This window comes from Romboutsia sp. LXY-2 (assembly GCF_056171995.1).
Genome location: NZ_JBKFGI010000001.1, coordinates 747,622 through 766,004, shown reverse-complemented (window position 1 = coordinate 766,004; position 18,383 = coordinate 747,622). Strand labels below are relative to the sequence as shown.

The 18,383-nt window shown below is 29.8% G+C and carries 19 protein-coding genes; 17 read left to right on the top strand and 2 right to left on the bottom strand.

The genetic code is table 11. The features are described 5' to 3' along the window. The first annotated feature begins 156 nt into the window (after positions 1-156). The 12 genes from ACI48P_RS03695 to ACI48P_RS03640 all read left to right on the top strand — a co-directional run bounded on the left by ACI48P_RS03695 (position 157) and on the right by ACI48P_RS03640 (position 10,012). Complete coding sequence (locus tag ACI48P_RS03695; protein ID WP_475213570.1) at positions 157-1,821, top strand: acyl-CoA mutase large subunit family protein; 1,665 nt, start codon at positions 157-159, stop codon at positions 1,819-1,821. Between the two features lie 15 nt (positions 1,822-1,836). Then, positions 1,837-2,247, top strand: coding sequence for a cobalamin B12-binding domain-containing protein (locus tag ACI48P_RS03690; protein WP_475213568.1), 411 nt, complete (start codon positions 1,837-1,839; stop codon positions 2,245-2,247). Between the two features lie 55 nt (positions 2,248-2,302). Further along, entirely contained in the window at positions 2,303-3,238 is a 936-nt protein-coding gene (gene meaB / locus ACI48P_RS03685) for a methylmalonyl Co-A mutase-associated GTPase MeaB (protein ID WP_475213565.1), read from the top strand. A gap of 12 nt (positions 3,239-3,250) precedes the next feature. Next, positions 3,251-3,661, top strand: coding sequence for a methylmalonyl-CoA epimerase (gene mce / locus ACI48P_RS03680; RefSeq protein WP_475213563.1), 411 nt, complete (start codon positions 3,251-3,253; stop codon positions 3,659-3,661). A gap of 17 nt (positions 3,662-3,678) precedes the next feature. Further along, entirely contained in the window at positions 3,679-5,226 is a 1,548-nt protein-coding gene (gene mmdA / locus ACI48P_RS03675) for a methylmalonyl-CoA decarboxylase subunit alpha (RefSeq protein ID WP_475213560.1), read from the top strand. Between the two features lie 13 nt (positions 5,227-5,239). Continuing rightward, entirely contained in the window at positions 5,240-5,617 is a 378-nt protein-coding gene (locus tag ACI48P_RS03670) for an OadG family protein (RefSeq protein WP_475213558.1), read from the top strand. Between the two features lie 86 nt (positions 5,618-5,703). Next, positions 5,704-6,087: a biotin/lipoyl-containing protein gene (locus tag ACI48P_RS03665; protein ID WP_475213556.1), complete on the top strand. Its 384-nt coding sequence runs from the start codon at positions 5,704-5,706 to the stop codon at positions 6,085-6,087. Between the two features lie 28 nt (positions 6,088-6,115). Beyond that, positions 6,116-7,312: a sodium ion-translocating decarboxylase subunit beta gene (locus ACI48P_RS03660; RefSeq protein WP_475213554.1), complete on the top strand. Its 1,197-nt coding sequence runs from the start codon at positions 6,116-6,118 to the stop codon at positions 7,310-7,312. 371 nt (positions 7,313-7,683) lie between these two features. Beyond that, on the top strand, positions 7,684-7,998 hold the full coding sequence (locus ACI48P_RS03655; RefSeq protein ID WP_475213552.1) for a DUF3784 domain-containing protein: 315 nt from the start codon (positions 7,684-7,686) through the stop codon (positions 7,996-7,998). Positions 7,999-8,264: 266 nt separating this feature from the next. Continuing rightward, complete coding sequence (locus ACI48P_RS03650) at positions 8,265-8,729, top strand: RNA polymerase sigma factor (RefSeq protein ID WP_475213550.1); 465 nt, start codon at positions 8,265-8,267, stop codon at positions 8,727-8,729. After that, positions 8,722-9,270 (top strand): zf-HC2 domain-containing protein, encoded by a 549-nt coding sequence (locus ACI48P_RS03645; protein ID WP_475213548.1) that lies wholly within the window; start codon positions 8,722-8,724, stop codon positions 9,268-9,270. The genes ACI48P_RS03650 and ACI48P_RS03645 overlap by 8 nt, the downstream gene beginning before the upstream one ends. Before the next feature lies 1 nt (position 9,271). Next, positions 9,272-10,012 carry a YfjL-like protein gene (locus tag ACI48P_RS03640; protein ID WP_475213546.1) on the top strand — a complete coding sequence of 247 codons (741 nt, stop codon included), beginning with the start codon at positions 9,272-9,274 and terminating at the stop codon, positions 10,010-10,012. 134 nt (positions 10,013-10,146) lie between these two features. Here ACI48P_RS03640 and ACI48P_RS03635 read toward each other — a convergent pair whose 3' ends face one another. Beyond that, positions 10,147-10,884, bottom strand: a complete 738-nt coding sequence (locus tag ACI48P_RS03635; RefSeq protein WP_475213544.1) for a LytR/AlgR family response regulator transcription factor — start codon at positions 10,882-10,884, stop codon at positions 10,147-10,149. 71 nt (positions 10,885-10,955) lie between these two features. Then, positions 10,956-11,870, bottom strand: a complete 915-nt coding sequence (locus ACI48P_RS03630) for a sensor histidine kinase (RefSeq protein WP_475213542.1) — start codon at positions 11,868-11,870, stop codon at positions 10,956-10,958. 208 nt (positions 11,871-12,078) lie between these two features. On the opposite strand from ACI48P_RS03630, the gene ACI48P_RS03625 reads away from it, so the two are divergent. The 5 genes from ACI48P_RS03625 to ACI48P_RS03605 all read left to right on the top strand — a co-directional run bounded on the left by ACI48P_RS03625 (position 12,079) and on the right by ACI48P_RS03605 (position 18,366). Beyond that, positions 12,079-14,649, top strand: coding sequence for an ABC transporter permease (locus ACI48P_RS03625; protein WP_475213540.1), 2,571 nt, complete (start codon positions 12,079-12,081; stop codon positions 14,647-14,649). A 10-nt stretch (positions 14,650-14,659) separates the two neighbouring features. After that, positions 14,660-15,322 (top strand): ABC transporter ATP-binding protein, encoded by a 663-nt coding sequence (locus ACI48P_RS03620; protein WP_475213538.1) that lies wholly within the window; start codon positions 14,660-14,662, stop codon positions 15,320-15,322. A 405-nt stretch (positions 15,323-15,727) separates the two neighbouring features. Continuing rightward, entirely contained in the window at positions 15,728-16,498 is a 771-nt protein-coding gene (locus tag ACI48P_RS03615; protein WP_475213536.1) for a class I SAM-dependent methyltransferase, read from the top strand. 262 nt (positions 16,499-16,760) lie between these two features. Beyond that, entirely contained in the window at positions 16,761-17,279 is a 519-nt protein-coding gene (locus tag ACI48P_RS03610) for a hypothetical protein (RefSeq protein ID WP_475213534.1), read from the top strand. A 58-nt stretch (positions 17,280-17,337) separates the two neighbouring features. Then, positions 17,338-18,366, top strand: a complete 1,029-nt coding sequence (locus ACI48P_RS03605) for a hypothetical protein (RefSeq protein ID WP_475213533.1) — start codon at positions 17,338-17,340, stop codon at positions 18,364-18,366. The last annotated feature ends 17 nt before the right edge of the window (positions 18,367-18,383 follow it).

Sequence of the window (18,383 nt, the reverse complement as noted above, 5' to 3'; positions counted from 1 at the left end):
CAAGCATAAAAAAAGGAGTTATAAGACATAAAGCAAAATACATAATTTATAGTAATAATTAATTAAGTTTCAACAACATAAGCAAATATTTTAGGCTTAAGTTGAATATATTAACGAAGTGAGTATAAGCATACGTAAAGTTAAGGGGGAAAACTTATGGAAAAAACTACTATTAAAGAGTCATATCAGAAATGGGAAGAAAACAAAGTAAACAAAAGTCTAGCAAGATTTCCAGAAAGAAAAGAAGAATTTAAATTTGACACTGGTGAAGAAGTTAAAAGATTATATACTCCACTAGATGCTCATATAGATTATGAAAATGATCTAGGATACCCAGGTCAATTTCCATTTACAAGAGGTGTACAACCTACAATGTATAGAGGTAAACTTTGGACAATGAGAATGTACGCTGGCTTTGCTACGGCTGAAGAGTCTAACCAAAGATATAAATACCTTATAGAACAAGGTTCGATGGGATTATCAGTAGCTTTCGACTTACCAACACAAATGGGTTATGACTCAGATGATGATATAGCTCAAGGTGAAGTAGGAAAAGTTGGGGTTGCTATAGATTCATTAGCAGATATGGAAATATTATTTGATGGAATACCACTAGATAAAGTATCTACATCAATGACTATAAATGCACCAGCATCAGTATTACTTGCAATGTACATAGCAGTTGCTAAAAAGCAAGGTGTAACTTTAGATAAAATAAGAGGAACTATTCAAAATGATATATTAAAAGAATATGTAGCAAGAGGAACATACATATTCCCAGTTAAGCCATCAATGAGACTTATAACTGATATATTTGACTTCTGTTCAAAAGAAGTACCTAAGTGGAACACAATAAGTATATCTGGTTACCATATAAGAGAAGCAGGAGCTAATGCTGTTCAAGAAGTAGCATTTACTTTAGCTGATGGTATAGCCTATGTTGAAGCAGCGTTAAAAGCAGGTCTTAATATTGATGAATTTGCACCAAGATTATCATTCTTCTTCAATGCACATAACAACTTATTAGAGGAGATTGCTAAGTTTAGGGCTGCAAGGAGAATATGGGCAAACGTTATGCGAGATAGATTTGATGCAAAAGATCCAAAGTCACAAGCATTAAAATTCCATACTCAAACTGCTGGATGTACACTAACAGCTCAACAACCAGAAAACAATATAGTAAGAGTTGCGATACAAACATTAGCTGCGGTACTTGGTGGAACACAATCACTACATACTAACTCAAAGGATGAGGCACTAGCTCTTCCAACAGAAGATTCTGTGAGAACAGCTTTAAGAACTCAACAAATAGTAGGATATGAAAGTGGTGTAGCTGATTCTATAGACCCATTAGCAGGATCATTCTATATAGAAAGATTAACTAACCAAATAGAAGAGGAAGCACTAAAATTAATAAACAAAATAGATGAACTTGGAGGAGCTCCACTAGCAATAGAAAAAGGATACATCCAACAAGAAATAATGGATAGTGCTTACAAGTATCAAAAAGAAATAGAAAATGAAGAAAGAGTAATCGTTGGAGTTAACAAGTTTAAGATAGAAGAGGAACCAATGAAGGGATTATTAAGAGTTGACCCTGAGGTTGGAGAAAGACAAAAAGGTAAGATAGGTGAACTTAAAGAAAGAAGAGATAATGAAAAAGTAAAAGTTACTTTAGAATCTTTAAGAAAAGCTTGTGAATCTGATGAAAATGTAATGCCATACATAATAGAAGCAGTAGAAAGTTATTCAACGTTAGGAGAAGTATGTGGTGTTATGAGAGAAGTATTTGGAGAATACAAACAAACTGTAATGATATAAAGTGGGGGAAAGATTATGAAGCCAATAAGAGTATTAGTTGCAAAGCCAGGTCTTGATGGACATGATAGAGGTGCAAAGGTAATAGCTAGAGCACTTAGAGATGCAGGTATGGAAGTTATATATACAGGTCTTAGACAAACACCAGATCAAATAGTTCAAGCGGCTATTCAAGAAGACGTTGATGTAGTAGCTATGAGTATATTATCGGGAGCTCACAATTATTTATTACCTAAGGTTGTAGAACTTCTTAAAGAAGAAGGTGCTTATGAAGATGTATTAGTAATAGGTGGAGGGGTTATTCCAGATGAAGATATACCATTCTTAAAGGAAAGAGGAGTAGCAGAAATATTTACTCCAGGAACTCCAACAACTGTAACTATAGAATTTATAAAAGCGAACCTTAAAAGACAAGAGTCTCAAGCATAGAAGGATTTTTATTTAAGTTCAAGGTAAGTAAATTTAAAAATGCATAGGAGAAATTATGGATAATATAGTAGAAAAACTTTTAGAAGGAAATAAAAGAGCCTGTGCAAAGCTTATTACAATGATAGAAAACGAGCTTGATGGCTATGAAGAACTTTTAAAAGAAATATATAAACATACAGGAAATGCATATGTGGTAGGTGTAACAGGACCTCCTGGTGCTGGTAAATCTACTTTTACTGATAAGATGGTAAAACACCTGAGAAGTATGAATAAAAAAGTTGGGATAATAGCAATTGACCCAACAAGTCCTTTTACAAAAGGGGCAATACTTGGAGATAGAATTAGAATGAACGATTTAAGTGTAGATAAAAATGTATTTATTCGTTCAATGGGAACTAGAGGTAGTCTTGGGGGTCTTTCAAATTCTACCTCATCTGCAATAAAAGTACTTGATGCTTATGGTTGTGATTATATTTTTATAGAAACAGTTGGAGTAGGTCAATCAGAAGTTGATATAGTAAAAACTGCCGATACTACAGTAATTGTTATGGTGCCAGGTCTTGGTGATGATATACAAGCAATAAAAGCAGGAGTTATGGAGATTGCAGATGTATTTGTAGTAAATAAAGCTGATAAAGATGGTGCTAAAAAAACATCTTTAGAAATAGATATGATGCTAGACTTTAAAAAGGATTGGGATTTTAGACCACCTGTAAATCTTGTAATATCAGAAACAGGTAAGGGAATAGAAGAAGCTTTTGAAAGTATTTCTAATCACAGAAAATATTTAGAAGAAAGTAAAGAACTGTACAATAAAAGACTTGAGAGAACAAAGCTTGAAGTAAAAGAAATTGTTCACAGAAAAATAGAAAAGGTGGTAATGAAAGTAGAGTCGACTAAAGAAGTAGACCATTTACTATCACAAACAATTACAAGGGAAAGTGACCCTTATACAATAGGGGAAACTATATATGAAAGTGTAATAAAATAAGGGGGATGTACCATGGATATTAAAAACGTGGACCACATAGGCTTAGCGGTACCAAATTTAGAAGAAGCTTTACGATTTTATGAAGAAGTACTTGGGTTTAAGTGCCAAGGGACTGAAGTAGTAGAAGAACAAAAAGTTAAGGTAGCATTTTTACCAGTAGGTGATACAGAACTTGAACTACTAGAATCAACAAGCGAAGATGGACCAATAGCGAAGTTTATTGAAAAAAATGGCGGTAGAGGTGGAATCCAACATATAGCTCTAAGAGTAGACAACATAGAAGATGCAATAGAAGAAATAAAGTCAAAAGGATACAAAATGATAGATGAAAAGCCAAGATATGGCGCAGGAAACGCAAGTATTGCATTCTGCCATCCAAAGAGTACTAATGGAATACTTATAGAACTAAGTGAAAGAATATAAGACTTGGGGGAAATGAGATGTCTGTAGAAAAGTTAAATTTACTTAAGCAAAAAAGAGAAAAAATAGAACTTGGAGGAGGGCAAGCTAGAATTGATAAGCAACATAAATCTGGCAAGCTTACTTGTAGAGAAAGATTAAACCTTTTATTCGATGAAAGTACATTTGTAGAAGTTGATGCTTTTGTAAAGCATAGATGCACAAACTTTGGTATGGAGAAAAGTGAAGCTCCAGGTGAAGGTGTAGTATGTGGTTATGGAAAAGTAGAGGGAAGACTAGTATACGCTTTTGCGCAAGATTTTACTGTTCTTGGTGGATCTTTAGGAGAGATGCATGCTAAGAAAATGGGTAAAATAATGGATTTAGCGATGAAGATGGGAGCTCCAGTAGTAGGGCTTAATGATTCTGGAGGTGCAAGAATTCAAGAAGGTGTTGATGCTCTTGCAGGATATGGAGAAATCTTCTATAAAAACACTATAGCATCAGGGGTAATACCTCAAATAAGTGCTATAATGGGACCTTGTGCAGGTGGTGCAGTTTATTCGCCGGCTCTTACAGATTTTATATACATGGTTGATAAAACAAGCCAAATGTTTATAACTGGGCCTCAAGTAATAAAAACAGTTACTGGAGAAGAAATAAGTGCTGAAGATTTAGGTGGTGCTTCTACTCATAATACAACATCAGGAGTTGCTCATTTTATGGCTGCAAATGATGAAGATTGTATAGCTCAAATAAGAAAATTATTAAGTTTTTTACCATCAAACAACACAGAAAAAACTCCATTAGTTGAATGTGAGGATTCTGTAAATGAAGAAATTATAGAATTTGATGAAATTATACCTGATGGCTCTAATAAAGCCTACGATATGAAAGATATTATAACTAAAATAGTTGATAATGGTGATTTTTACGAAGTTCAACCTTTCTTTGCTAGAAATATGATAGTTGGATTTGGAAGAATCAACGGAGAAAGTATAGGAATAATAGCTAACCAACCAAAGGTAATGGCTGGAAGTTTAGATATAAATGCTTCAGATAAAGCATCAAGATTTATAAGAACATGTGACTGCTACAATATTCCAATATTAAGCTTAGTAGATGTACCAGGATTCTTACCAGGAACATCTCAAGAATACGGAGGAATAATAAGACATGGAGCTAAGATGCTTTATGCATATAGTGAAGCAACTGTTCCAAAGGTAACACTTATAACAAGAAAAGCTTATGGTGGATCTTACCTTGCAATGTGTTCAAAAGACTTAGGTGCAGATGTAGTTCTTGCTTGGCCTACTGCAGAAGTAGCAGTTATGGGACCACAAGGTGCAGCAAACATAATATTTAAGAAAGAAATATCTCAAGCAGAAGATCAAAATGCTATGAGAGCAGAAAAAATAAAAGAGTATACAGATGAATTCGCAACTCCATATAAAGCAGCGGAAAGAGGATACGTTGATGATGTAATCGAGCCATCTTTAACTAGAATAAGATTAGCTGATGCCTTTGATATGTTAGCTTCTAAGAGAGAAACTAGACCGTATAAAAAACATGGAAATATACCTTTATAGGAAGGTGACCTAAATGAATATTAGTGGATTATTAGAGAATTTAAAGACTAACATAGACACTATGAGTATGGGAGATATATTGCTAGGAGGCCTTGCAACAGCATTACTATCAATGCTTGTTGTTTTCACAATACTAGTATTAATATCTTTAATGATAAGAGTTATAAATACTCAGCCTAAAGAAGACGCGCAAGCTTCAAATACTACTAAAGAAGATGATGCTATTAGAGAAGCAATAGCACAAAAAGCAGAAGAAGATCTTTCAAATAACACAGAGCTAATAGCTGCAATAACAGGAGCTATAGTAGCCGCAAGTGGAAAAAATATAGTGGTGAGAAGAATAACTAGAACAAATAATAACAAAAGTAACTGGGAAAAAACGTCAAACTAATAAGTTAATAGAAGCTATTAATTAATAAAAATATATAGATTAGAGTTAACTTTAAAAATATTAAAGTCAATTAGGAGGTAGCAAATATGATAAAAAAATATAACATAACAGTTAATGGAAATACATATGAAGTTGAAGTTGAAGAAGTAGGAGCAGTAGCATCTAACAATACTAGAACGGCACCTATCCAAACTGCAGCACCATCTCCACAACCTAAACAAGCTCAACAACCTGCTAGTGCACCTGCTCCAAGTGGAGGAGGGGACGTAAGTGCTCCAATGCCAGGAACAATATTTGAAGTAAAAGCAAATGTTGGGCAACAAGTTAAAAAAGGAGATGTACTTTTAATACTTGAAGCTATGAAAATGGAAAATGAAATAATGGCTCCTCATGATGGAGTAGTTTCTCACATACATGTTTCAAAAGGTGCTTCTGTAAGTTCAGGAGATCCACTAGTTACACTAGGATAAGTAAATACAGAAAAAGGGGGAACCACCCGTGGGAGAGGTTATTTTAGATTTTATTCAAACTATGGGGATCGTTAATATAACATGGCAACAAGCTGTAATGATAACTGTATCTTGTTTATTGTTATATTTGGCTATAGCAAAAGGATTTGAACCACTACTATTAATACCAATAGCCTTTGGTATGTTACTTTCAAATCTTCCTTTAACAGGAGTTATGAATGAAGCAGTATCTTCTATATCAATGATAAGCAAAGAAGGAGCAGAAGCCTTCAAGGAAGGTACAGCACACATTGGTACAGCACAACCAGGGGGACTTTTATATTATCTATTTATGGGAGATGAACTTGGAATATTCCCACCACTGATTTTCTTAGGGGTAGGAGCCATGACAGATTTCGGTCCATTAATAGCAAATCCAAAAAGTATATTATTAGGAGCAGCAGCTCAATTTGGCATATTTACAACATTTTTAGGTGCATTATTATTAGGATTTGGAGCTCAAGCAGCTTCAGCTATAGGTATAATAGGTGGAGCAGATGGTCCGACCGCTATATATTTAGCTACAAAACTTGCACCAGAACTACTTGCACCAATAGCAGTAGCAGCTTATTCATACATGGCTTTAGTTCCAATAATACAGCCACCTATAATGAAAGCTTTAACTACAAAAGAAGAAAGAAGTATAGTAATGAATCAATCTAAGCCAGTATCAAAGAAGGCGAAGATAGTATTCCCAATAGTAGTTACAATAGTTGTATCATTAATACTACCAGCAGCAGCTACACTTATAGGTATGCTTATGTTTGGTAACTTACTTAAGGAAAGTGGAGTTACAGATAGATTATCAGATACAGCATCTAATACTCTTATGAATATAGTAACAATATTCTTAGGAATATCAGTTGGTGCATCTGCAGAGGCTGAAATATTCTTAAGTGCTCAAACACTTATGATATTTGGACTTGGAATACTTGCTTTTGCAGTGGGAACAGCTGCAGGAATAATATTTGCAAAAATAATGAACTTAGTATGTAAAGATAAGATAAATCCATTAATAGGTTCTGCAGGGGTTTCAGCAGTACCTATGGCAGCAAGAGTATCTCAAAAGGTTGCACAACAAGAGTGTCCAGGAAACTTTGTGTTGATGCATGCTATGGGGCCTAATGTAGCTGGAGTTATAGGTTCAGCAGTAGCAGCTGGAATACTACTTAGTTTATTTGGATAATTGATGATTTCGGATATATACCGCTTCGGGGGGAGTATGTGTTCAGCGTCATGCAGGTAAAAATCGCGCCTGCAAATGACCATTGACCACATACTCCCCCCTTCGCTGGTTATATTGTGAAATCAAGGTATTATCCCAAAAAATGGCGTTAGCCACATGGGAAAATCTATTTAAATTTTATATTTAACCGAAGGTTTTATTTTATAAAAAATTATGAAAGTCACAGAATAAATTGTTATAGAAATACTATACCTAACATGAATTCTATACATTATGATGCTTTTTCTGTATGTTATGCAAATGCTCACTTTTTCTTATGCTCTATATATAACAAGTGATATAATAATGTAAAGAAAGTAGGGGGGCTATTTATGTTAGAAGGAATTATATGTTTAATTATTTCAGTTGTATTTTTTGTTTATTCAATATTTGCATTTAATCAAAAGGGGCCATTATTAACAACTATGTACTATATTGCAAATGCAGAGGAACGTGCTAAAATGAAAACCAAAAAGGAATATCATTTTATGGCAAAAACATATCTATTATTATCAATTGCTGTTGCAGTTATGTCATTTGGATATATATTTGATGTTAAAGGGACTGTAAAAATTGCAATGGTGATTTTATTTATTACTGTTATCTATACATTTACAGTTTCAATAAAAAACTCAATAAATAAGTAAAAATTAAAGATATAAAATATAAATAAGCTTTAAAGATTAAGGTGGAAATCTTAGGGAAGAGGAAAAAAGTATAATAATTAGTTTTAAATTGTATAGGAGTAACAAAAAAGCTGATATCTAAAAATGATATCAGCTTTTATAATATCTTAATTTGTATATTTACTAAATGTAACTACATCACACTAAAAAATAATTTGAAAAAGTTTGTAACGAAATACTAAATAAAATACACTTATATATGTAGAAACAAATAAGGAGGGGTGAGGTTGGAGGATATTAGAAAGCTTTACGACTTATACTCAAAAGACATATATAAATTTGTAATCTCTCTTACCCTAAATCATGAAGCATCTGAAGATATTATGCAAAATACTTTTGTAAGTGCAATAAAAAGTCTAAAAACATTTAAAGGCAACTCTTCAGTAAAAACCTGGCTTCTTGGTATTGCTAAGAATGAATATTATACATACATAAGAAAAAATCCTATAAATATACAGCTAGAAGAAATAGGGGAAATATCATATAACCAAGATAAAAGAGAAACTCATATAAGTATTATGGAAGAAGTTCAAAAACTACAAGAGCCTCAAAAACAAATAGTAATATTAAGGTTAATAAATGAGCTTTCTTTTAAAGAAATAGGTAGCATAGTAGACAGAAGTGAGAACTATTGTAGAGTTACATTTTTTAGGGAAAAGCAAAAATTATGGGAGGTGCTAAAAAGTGAGTGATATAAACTTAAATGTAGATTGTTGCATAGTAAAAGACTTAATACCGCTATATTTAGATGATTTAGTTAGCGAGGAGTCAAAAGTAATAGTAGAAAATCATTTAGATAAATGCGATGGCTGCTCTAAATATATGAAATCAATGGGTGAAAATGAAAATATAGAAAATAATTTTACAATAAATATTGATAAAAGTGAATTAGATAAAGGTGGAGAAAAATTAGTAACAGAGATTAAAAGATATCAAGATAGAATTAAATATACATTTGTAATATTTGCAATGATTGTAGCTGTAAGCAACACTTGGTTAAGCAAAGGCTTCATGAGTACAATACCCTTAATAATCATAATTCCTTTTATGCTAAATTTATTCTTTAAAGAAACTAAGGTAATATTAATAACTGCTATATGTGCAAATATAATATTAGCTTTAGCAACAGAAAACATAGAATTAGGTATAATTTCAACTCCATTATTGTTAGTAGCAGTAATTTCAGGTGCATGGTTTGGATGGTCAGTAAAAGCAATTAAGGAGGAGAAATAATATGAATCGTAAAAATATAACCAAATTAATAATAAGCGGGGTATTAGTAGTAATATCAGTAATTGCATATAGTTCAACCTTTGGAAATCCCATATCATATATAAAAGCTAAAAATGAAATAAGTTCTTATATAGATAAAAATTATGATAATAAATTAGAAATTCAACGATTGTTTTATAGCTTTAAAACTAATGGATATAGTGCTATTGTAAATTACGAAAATGATAATAGATATTCTTCATATATTGAGTACTACAATACCGGATATATTAATGATGGATATCAGTTTGATGTAAAAATTAAGATGGAAGATGAAGTTAGAAATACTCTAGAATCATTAATAAACCAAGGTACAAATTTAGATAGAAGTAATATGAATATAGATCCGTCTATAAATATAGAAGAATTTAAGTACAAATTAAATGACAAATACTCAGGAGAAGAGGCTATTAATTTACAGATGCAGTTACATCCATCTATTTCTTATGATGAAAAACATGACCCTAATAAAGACGTAGCACTTTATAAAAATAAAGATGATTTTAGTAAAGATGTATATAATATTGTTAAAGTACTTGAAGGTACAAACTATAACTTTGATAATATTGAAATATATTCTTATAGAGAAGACGGAAATTCCAATTACAGATTCAAAACCAATATGAAAGATAAAATAAAATCAGCAGATGATATAAACAGAAGCGTATCTATTGCAGAGGGAGAAAAAGAGAAGGAAAAATAGATATAAACTCCATTTTGAAGACAGGAGAAAAGTACTTTCATTTGAAAATAAAGAAGCCTAATTAAGTGTATATTACTAATATACTTAATTAGGCTTTTAATTTGCTATTTATTGAATAACTAAAATAAATTAATCTAAAACTTTTTAGTTCTATAAAATCTATAAAGAAAATCCTTCTCTAAGGATTTACTAAGAGTCGCACTTTCTTGAAAGTTAATAAACTTAATTTGTAGTGATGATTTGCTTATAGGAATTACCTTATGAATAAGTTTTAAATTAACTATATAACTTTTATGAGAAGCAAAAAAATTAGGAGGAAGCCTTTTTTCCAGATCCTCAAAGTTCTCATAAAACTTAATAACATCATGATCTTTCGTATATAAATTAACTGCTCTAGAATTTTTCTCAAACATAACAATATCATCGAAATTTATCATATGAGTTTGCTTTCTTATTTTATATAAAAATAGTGTATCTTCAATAAAATTCTTATTAGCTAATTTGTGAGAATTAATATGGTCAATAGCGATATTTAAAGAGCTTAAAATCTTATCAGAAGTAAATGGCTTAACAATAAAATCTACAGGATGAACTTTAAAACTCTCCAAGCTATAATCAGCAAAACCAGTCACAAAGATTATATGAACATCTTTATCAATGCCACTTATTTCTTTGGCGCATTCAATCCCATTTTTATAAGGCATATCAATATCTATAATAAGTAAATCTATTTTTTCTTTTTTTATAAATTCAATGGCTTCTACACCATTATTAACTTTTTTTACACAATCAACAAAACCACAGTCTTTAATGATTTTTTCAATATCATCTCTTACAGCTTTATCATCATCACAAATTAAAATTTTTATCATAGTCAAAATCTCTCCATAAAATTATAATATACTATACCAAATATCTTCCTACCCCAGTGAAAATAGGTTAATTAACAGTACTTTGGTATTAAAATTGTAAACTCAGTTATAAACTCATCACTACTTGCAAATATATGATATCCATATTTATCTAAAATATTTTTAACTAAATAAAGACCATAGCCTCGGTTATCACCAGCTTTAGTAGAATAGCCCTCATCAAAAATAGTTTCAGTATAGTATATCCTTGGACCGTTATTTTTTATAGATATAACATACTGGAATTCATCTTCATATACAAATAGTTTTATATACTTATTATCTTTATTAATAGAAGATAAAGATTCAATACCATTGTCTATTATATTAAGTAAAACAGAACTCATTTCATTAGGCTCAATTACTAAGTTATCTATAAAATCTTGTATATAAACATCAAAAGATATGTTTTTCATAAGACACTCTTCATATTTCAAAGAAGCAATAGCGTCTAAATAAGAGACTTTACTATATCTAGAAGTTTTAGATCTAAAGCTGTTAGATATATTGGTTATATAATTTTTAGCATCATCATTAAGCCCTGTGTTAAGTAGAGAATATACAACCTGCAAGTGTTTTAAATAATCATGCTTTTGGCTTCTTAACTTTGCTATTATATTGTCTTTGTGTTCAATTTTACTATTTTGATTTTTAATTTCTATTTCGTTTAAATTTCTATTATCTATTAACTTAAGTAAGACATAGCCTATATAAAAACATATAGTAATCCATAAAAAAGATAATAGGACTTTAAATAATCCTTTGTATAGCAAATTAGAATCAAGCTTACTTAATATAAAATATAAACTTTTATCTAAGAACAATGAAAGCATGATGGATAATAGTATTGTAATTATACTTTTTTTTGTTAATGATAATTTACCCCAAAACATAAATCTATTAAGAAAAAAATTAAGACCTATAAATATTATTAAAACATATTCCATAATTCACCCCTACATAAATATCATAGGATTATTATAACATTCATAAAAAAATATGTAAAAAGTGGAAAATTGCATAAAGGAAGTATAATTTTGAATTAAGGATCATGATTTTATGCAAACAACCACTAAAAACTTGAAAAAGTGCAATTTGATACATTTTTTTAATGAATGTATAATTAAGTTATTCAAAAGGAAGGAAGTGGGAATTATGAAAAATGACTTTACTATAGTATTAAAATATATAAAAAGCTATAAAGCAAGATCATTGGCAATAGTACTTAGTGTAGTATTAGGTACGGCACTTATAGTTGGAGTAGGGACCATGTCAAGAAGTGCTCAGCAGGCCGATTTAGAAATGATGAAGAGAGACCTTGGGACACATCATGTGAATTTTAAGGATATAAACAAAGAACAGTTAGAAGTAGTTAAAAATGGAAATGACATAAAGGATTTAAGAATAACATCCTATTATGCTTCAACTGATATTGGGGAAAAATTACCAATAAATATAAACTATGCAACAAAAAATTACTTAGAGGAATCTTCAGAACTTATAAAAGGGAGATACCCAAAAGAAAGTAAGGAAGTAGTGGTTGAAGAATGGGTTTTAAATAGTATGGGATTAGAACCTAATCTAAATCAAGAAATAACATTTAAATTATATGAAAAAGAAGAGCCAGAAACTTTTAAAGTAGTAGGTATACTTAGCGATAGGTATAGAGAAAAAGGATCAGGCATATGTGAAATGTTTTTAAATTTCGATGAAGAAAAGCTTAATAAATTCGATGCATATGTAGAGTTTAATGAAGGCAGTGAAATAGATAAAAATATAGATGAAATAGCAGAAACAGCAAATTTAAATAGAAAAGATAATATTAGAAGAAACAATATGCTTATAGATTCGGTTATGGCAAATGGTAGATTGGATATAGAAAGTAAGGTAACAGCTTTAACAATGAGTTTTTTTGCAGGACTTGTAATGTATAGTATATATAGCATATCAGTATATCAAAGAATAAGAGAGTATGGTGTTTTAAAAGCATTAGGTAGTACTAATTTTAAAATTTTTAATCTTATGTTGTATGAGTTATTAATTTTAAGTGTAGTAGCGCTTCCTGTAGGTATTATTATTGGGATGGGAGGGGCTCAAATCTTAAATAAACTTGTAGGAAATATGAGTGGTGAGATTCAAGGTATAGAAACACCATTTGTAATACCTACTAATATAATAATACTGGCAATAGTTTGTACTTTATTAGTGGCTTTAATAATAAGTATTTTTACTTACATAAAAATAAGAAAATTAGCACCTATGGATGCTATAAGAAGAAACATAGGAACAAGTAAAAAAATAAATAAAAATAACTTTTTAGTAAATAGATTGGCTAGTTATATAAATATAACAAAAAGTATTTCTATGAAAAATATGCTTAGAAGTAAAAAAGGTTTTATTATGATTATTGCATCTATGAGTATAGGTGGGATTATGGTCATTAAGACTAGTTATGGATTCTCAGTAGGAGATGAAATGTTCAAAAGTTTGAAGAGAGAAACTTATAGCAATGGGGATTTCATTATGATGAATAATGGATACTATAGTGGTGAGAATGTGATGACAGATGAACAAATAAATGCTGTAAAAAAAATAGATGGAATAGAAACCGTAAAAACTACAAGTATTCTAAGAACCAGAATGGATATACCAAAAGAAAAAATGTTAGATATAGACTACTATGAACAACTTAATGAGAAAAATAAACATAACGATAGAGGCTATGAAATAATAGAAAGCAATCATATAGATGGATACACAGTAAAGCAACAATTAAAAGGCTATAATGAAGAGATGTTAAACTCTCTAAATGAGTATTTAGTTAGCGGAGAAATAGATATAGATAAAATGAAAAATACCAATACAGCAATATTATATGTGCCTCATACTTATGATGAATATGAAGGCCATAGAGATGTGGTTGTTGGAGGAGGAGAACCAGTAGTAGATATAAAGGTAGGAGATACTGTGAAGGTAAAAATACCAAAAGAAAAAGTAGATGTAGAAACTTATTGGGAAATGAGAGATAAGGATGATTATGACTATGAGTATTATGAATTTAAGGTGGGGGGAATAGTTAATTACTCATATGCTGATGATGCTACATATTCTTATAATACAGGAATAGATGTTATAGCAAGTAGTGAATATTTAAAAAATACAACAGGAATAGATACCTATAATTTAGTATTTGCAGATATAAAAGAAGGTGCAGATCACAAGTTAATAAATAAAGAGTTGGGCAAAATAGGAAGTGAAATTCCGGGAACTATAACTACAGATATGGTTGAAGAAAAAATTGCTACTGAAAAGATGAATGATCAAAGGCTTATGATTAGCTATGGTGTTGTATTAGTTATATTTATAATTAGTGCATTTAATATATTCAACAATGTAAGCTATAATATATCATCAAGAACTAGTGAGTTTGGGATATTAAGAGCCGTTGGTATAACTGATGAGGATTTTAAAAATATGATAGTTTATGAAGGTATATTGTACGGAATAGTATCAAGTGTAATAGTCCTTATTTTAGGTATTTTATTGCAAATTAGAATGTATGATACTTTTGGATTTGAAGGATATGGTATGGAGTTTACAATATCATATGGATATTACTTACTAATAACAATTACAAACATACTAATAGGGATAATATCAACATATATTCCGGCAAGAAAAATAAAAGAAAGTAATATAGTAGAAGCTATAAATATAATAGAATAGGGTGGAGATTATGGTAATACTTGAGACTATAAACTTAGGTAAAATATATGGTAAAAAAGAAACAAGCGTAAATGCACTAAAAGATGCAAACTTAAAAATAAATAAAGGGGAATTTGTAGCAATAGTTGGACCTAGTGGAAGTGGTAAAAGTACATTTCTTCATCTGGTAGGAGGCCTAGAAAGACCAAGTAGTGGAACAATAAAAGTAGATGGAAAAGATATATGTTGTCTAAGTGACAAAGAATTAGCTAGATATAGAAGACAAAAAGTTGGCTTTGTATTTCAACAATATAACTTAATACCCGTTTTAAATGTTAAAGAAAATGTTGAGCTTCCATTAAAACTAGATAATGAAAAAGTAGATGAAAGTTACATAAATGACCTTATGAAATTACTAGGTATATATGATAGGAAAGATCATCTTCCTAATCAATTATCAGGTGGTCAACAACAAAGAGTAGCTATAGCAAGGGCATTATCAGCAAAGCCTAGTATTATTCTTGCAGATGAACCTACAGGAAATTTAGATACAAAAACAACTGAGGAAGTTATGGAGCTACTTAAAGAATCAATTAAAAAATATAACCAAACATTAATTATGATAACTCATAATGAAAATATAGCAAAAAAGGCTAATAGAATAATAACCATAGTTGATGGTAATTTAAAATAATATAAATAGAAATAAAATAGACTATATACCATAGCTACAAAATGTAGAATGGCATATAGTCTATTTTAATATTGTGCTGTAATTGTACTCATGGATATTTTGACTAGAACATGTAGATGTAATGAGTGTTAGTAAAATTAAACATAGAGTAAATATAAATTTTTTCATAAATATAACCCTCACCTTTATCATAGAATAATTGCATTATTGTAATTAAAATAAGACAATTATTCTATGCTTTACATGTTAGACCGTAATTAAGTTAAAAAAGTTTTAGATATTTGAATTCTAAAAATATGCTTAAAAAGGAATATGGCGTGGATATAAATAATATATTAAAGAAATTATTTATGATTATGATACAATTTACTATATAGTATTTTGTTTCATAGGGGGAATAGAGATATGGATATAAGAAAGCATAATGAAAAGGCTTGGGATAATGAAGTGAAATCGGGAAATAAATGGACAGTTCCTGTTAGTTCAGAAGAAGTAGACTTGGCAAGACACGGAGAATATAAACTATTGCTTACTCCAACAAAGGATGTACCTAAAGGTTGGATAGGAGATATAAAAGGCAAAAACGTATTATGCCTTGCTTCTGGAGGAGGTCAACAAGGTCCAATATTTTCAGCACTAGGAGCAGAAGTAACAGTATTTGATAACAGCAGTGAACAACTTTCAAAAGATAAGATAGTATCAGAAAGAGACAACTTATTAATAAATATAGAACAAGGTGATATGAGAGATTTATCAAGATTTGAAGATGAATACTTTGATTTTATATTCCATCCAGTATCAAATTTATTTATTGATAATGTAGAGAAAGTATGGAAAGAATGTTATAGAGTATTAAAGCATGGTGGAACTTTAATATCAGGTTTTTGCAATCCACTTACATACATATTTGATTTATATGAGTGGGAAAAAAATAATCAATTAGTAGTAAAAAATAGGATACCTTATTCTGATATAGAGCAGTTACCCAAAAATCAACTAGAAGAGAGAATTAACAATAACGATACGTTAGATTTTGGTCATTCTCTACAAAGCCAAATTGGTGGGCAGATAAAAGTAGGATTTTTAATAGGTGGTTTTTATGAAGACAACTCTGGTGGAGATTTATTAGACAAACATATAGATACTTTTATTGCTACAAAGGCAATAAAGCAATAGTTTGATTAGCCTGTTTTTAAATAAATTTTATATTCATACATAGATAACTATACAACAGAAGGTCATACTTATCAAATATTTGTGGATGGGTATGGATAAGAAGAAAAAATAGATAGAATGGAAAATTCTACACTAGGTAAAAAAGGCGACTATGTATATTTTATAGTAGCTGATAAATCGAATAAAATGAATTTTTAAGAAATTAGAATTATATTGACAATATTGCAGAAACTCTTTATATAACGAGTTAAGGAGTGAAACAATGAAAAAAATAATGGCTTTATTATTAACTTTATCAATGATTATAACCTTAAGTTTTGGAAATTTAAGTTTTGCATATTCTAATATGGATACTGTGATAATGCAAAATAAAGATGGAGAAAAAGCATTATCAACATATGTATACTCGGATTTAGAAAGCTTTGAGAAGAATGTTACTCTTCTAGCCAAAAATGCATTAAATACAAAAAAAGAAAATTCACCTGAAAAGATAGAAGCATTTAAAAAAGATGTGGATTTTGTTATTGGTGAAGTAAATTATTTACTATCAAAAATTAGTCAAGATTATGATATATATAAAGATGATTCTGAGGTAGGAAATGGTCTATTAGCAGTAGGATTAATTGCATATACTTATAGAATTGCATTAAATCAGTTAAAAACATATGTAGATGTAAAAACTGTTGAAGAAGAATATAGAAGTCTGGATTCATATTTTAAAAGTATAGAGAGTGCAGAAAGGAATACTAATATCTTAAAGGAGTATATACCAAAATATTAATAGAATAGGAAATGTTGATTAATTTTAAATAGAGCATATTTTAAGGGGAGATTATGTTATGACAACTTTTAAGGAATATAAAGAAAATATATATCTAAAAAATATAGAAGAAATAGTAATTAATAAAAAAGTAAATATTAGAGGTAATGAAGTATTAATTTTAAGTTTTATCAAAGATAATAATAGTAGTAATAAACTGTGGACAGTGGAAAAGAAAATCGAAGAACACAACGATAAATATTGTAACATTGATGTATTAACAAATAGAGAAGAAGAAAGAATTAGAATTGAACGAAGTAGCCAACACAAGCATATACATATTTCTCAAATGAAAATACAAGATAAAGAAGTTAACTTTATGAGTTCTCAAGGTGCCACAATAGAATATGCTTATGGAGATCAAATAAATATTATTAAACATTTTATAGATAATGATTTATTAACTGAAGAATGGAATGATATAGATATAAGAGATATTGTATTTGGAATATATGAGCAAAGTGAAGATGAAGAGTTTCCAGTAATTAGTTATGATGAAAAAATTAATATAACTTTAAAAATAGAAGAAGACACTAAAGAAGTACTTATAGAAAAACCTTTAATAGTAACTATAGGAAAGGCTGAAAAAGGAACTAAAATACAATATAAAGATTATAATGGAATAGAAGATGCTTTCTATTTAGAAGAAATTATAAAATATGATTTACATAAAGATACTATAGAAAAAATCGAAGCAAATATTAATAATATTGAAGAAGAGTACAGGGAAGAATATAGAATAAATATGATGGAAGGAATAGATAATATATGTCCTAAAAATATGGATATTGTTTCTATATACTATGAAACAGAAGATAATACCCAACTGAGATTTTACACTAAAAAACATCTTGAAAATGCACCTGTATATAGTACAAGCTGTGCAGGTATGTTCTGGATTGCTGATGAAAATAAAGGCATAAATGGATATTCTAAATATGTTGATATGCTTTGTCCAGTAGAAAAAGATTTTGATGGAGAAATTGAAATAGAACTATTCTCAAAATATGAAAAAATTCCTATGGAAATAATAAATTTTGAAATATAATATAGAAATTAATTAGG

What these genes read in the sequence shown, in the direction of transcription:
- ACI48P_RS03695 (WP_475213570.1), top strand. Translation starts at nt 157, where the DNA reads ATGGAAAAAACTACTATTAAAGAGTCATATCAGAAATGGGAAGAAAAC.
- ACI48P_RS03690 (WP_475213568.1), top strand. Translation starts at nt 1,837, where the DNA reads ATGAAGCCAATAAGAGTATTAGTTGCAAAGCCAGGTCTTGATGGACAT.
- meaB (WP_475213565.1), top strand. Translation starts at nt 2,303, where the DNA reads ATGGATAATATAGTAGAAAAACTTTTAGAAGGAAATAAAAGAGCCTGT.
- mce (WP_475213563.1), top strand. Translation starts at nt 3,251, where the DNA reads ATGGATATTAAAAACGTGGACCACATAGGCTTAGCGGTACCAAATTTA.
- mmdA (WP_475213560.1), top strand. Translation starts at nt 3,679, where the DNA reads ATGTCTGTAGAAAAGTTAAATTTACTTAAGCAAAAAAGAGAAAAAATA.
- ACI48P_RS03670 (WP_475213558.1), top strand. Translation starts at nt 5,240, where the DNA reads ATGAATATTAGTGGATTATTAGAGAATTTAAAGACTAACATAGACACT.
- ACI48P_RS03665 (WP_475213556.1), top strand. Translation starts at nt 5,704, where the DNA reads ATGATAAAAAAATATAACATAACAGTTAATGGAAATACATATGAAGTT.
- ACI48P_RS03655 (WP_475213552.1), top strand. Translation starts at nt 7,684, where the DNA reads ATGTTAGAAGGAATTATATGTTTAATTATTTCAGTTGTATTTTTTGTT.
- ACI48P_RS03640 (WP_475213546.1), top strand. Translation starts at nt 9,272, where the DNA reads ATGAATCGTAAAAATATAACCAAATTAATAATAAGCGGGGTATTAGTA.
- ACI48P_RS03635 (WP_475213544.1), bottom strand. Translation starts at nt 10,884, where the DNA reads ATGATAAAAATTTTAATTTGTGATGATGATAAAGCTGTAAGAGATGAT.
- ACI48P_RS03630 (WP_475213542.1), bottom strand. Translation starts at nt 11,870, where the DNA reads ATGGAATATGTTTTAATAATATTTATAGGTCTTAATTTTTTTCTTAAT.
- ACI48P_RS03625 (WP_475213540.1), top strand. Translation starts at nt 12,079, where the DNA reads ATGAAAAATGACTTTACTATAGTATTAAAATATATAAAAAGCTATAAA.
- ACI48P_RS03620 (WP_475213538.1), top strand. Translation starts at nt 14,660, where the DNA reads ATGGTAATACTTGAGACTATAAACTTAGGTAAAATATATGGTAAAAAA.
- ACI48P_RS03615 (WP_475213536.1), top strand. Translation starts at nt 15,728, where the DNA reads ATGGATATAAGAAAGCATAATGAAAAGGCTTGGGATAATGAAGTGAAA.
- ACI48P_RS03610 (WP_475213534.1), top strand. Translation starts at nt 16,761, where the DNA reads ATGAAAAAAATAATGGCTTTATTATTAACTTTATCAATGATTATAACC.
- ACI48P_RS03605 (WP_475213533.1), top strand. Translation starts at nt 17,338, where the DNA reads ATGACAACTTTTAAGGAATATAAAGAAAATATATATCTAAAAAATATA.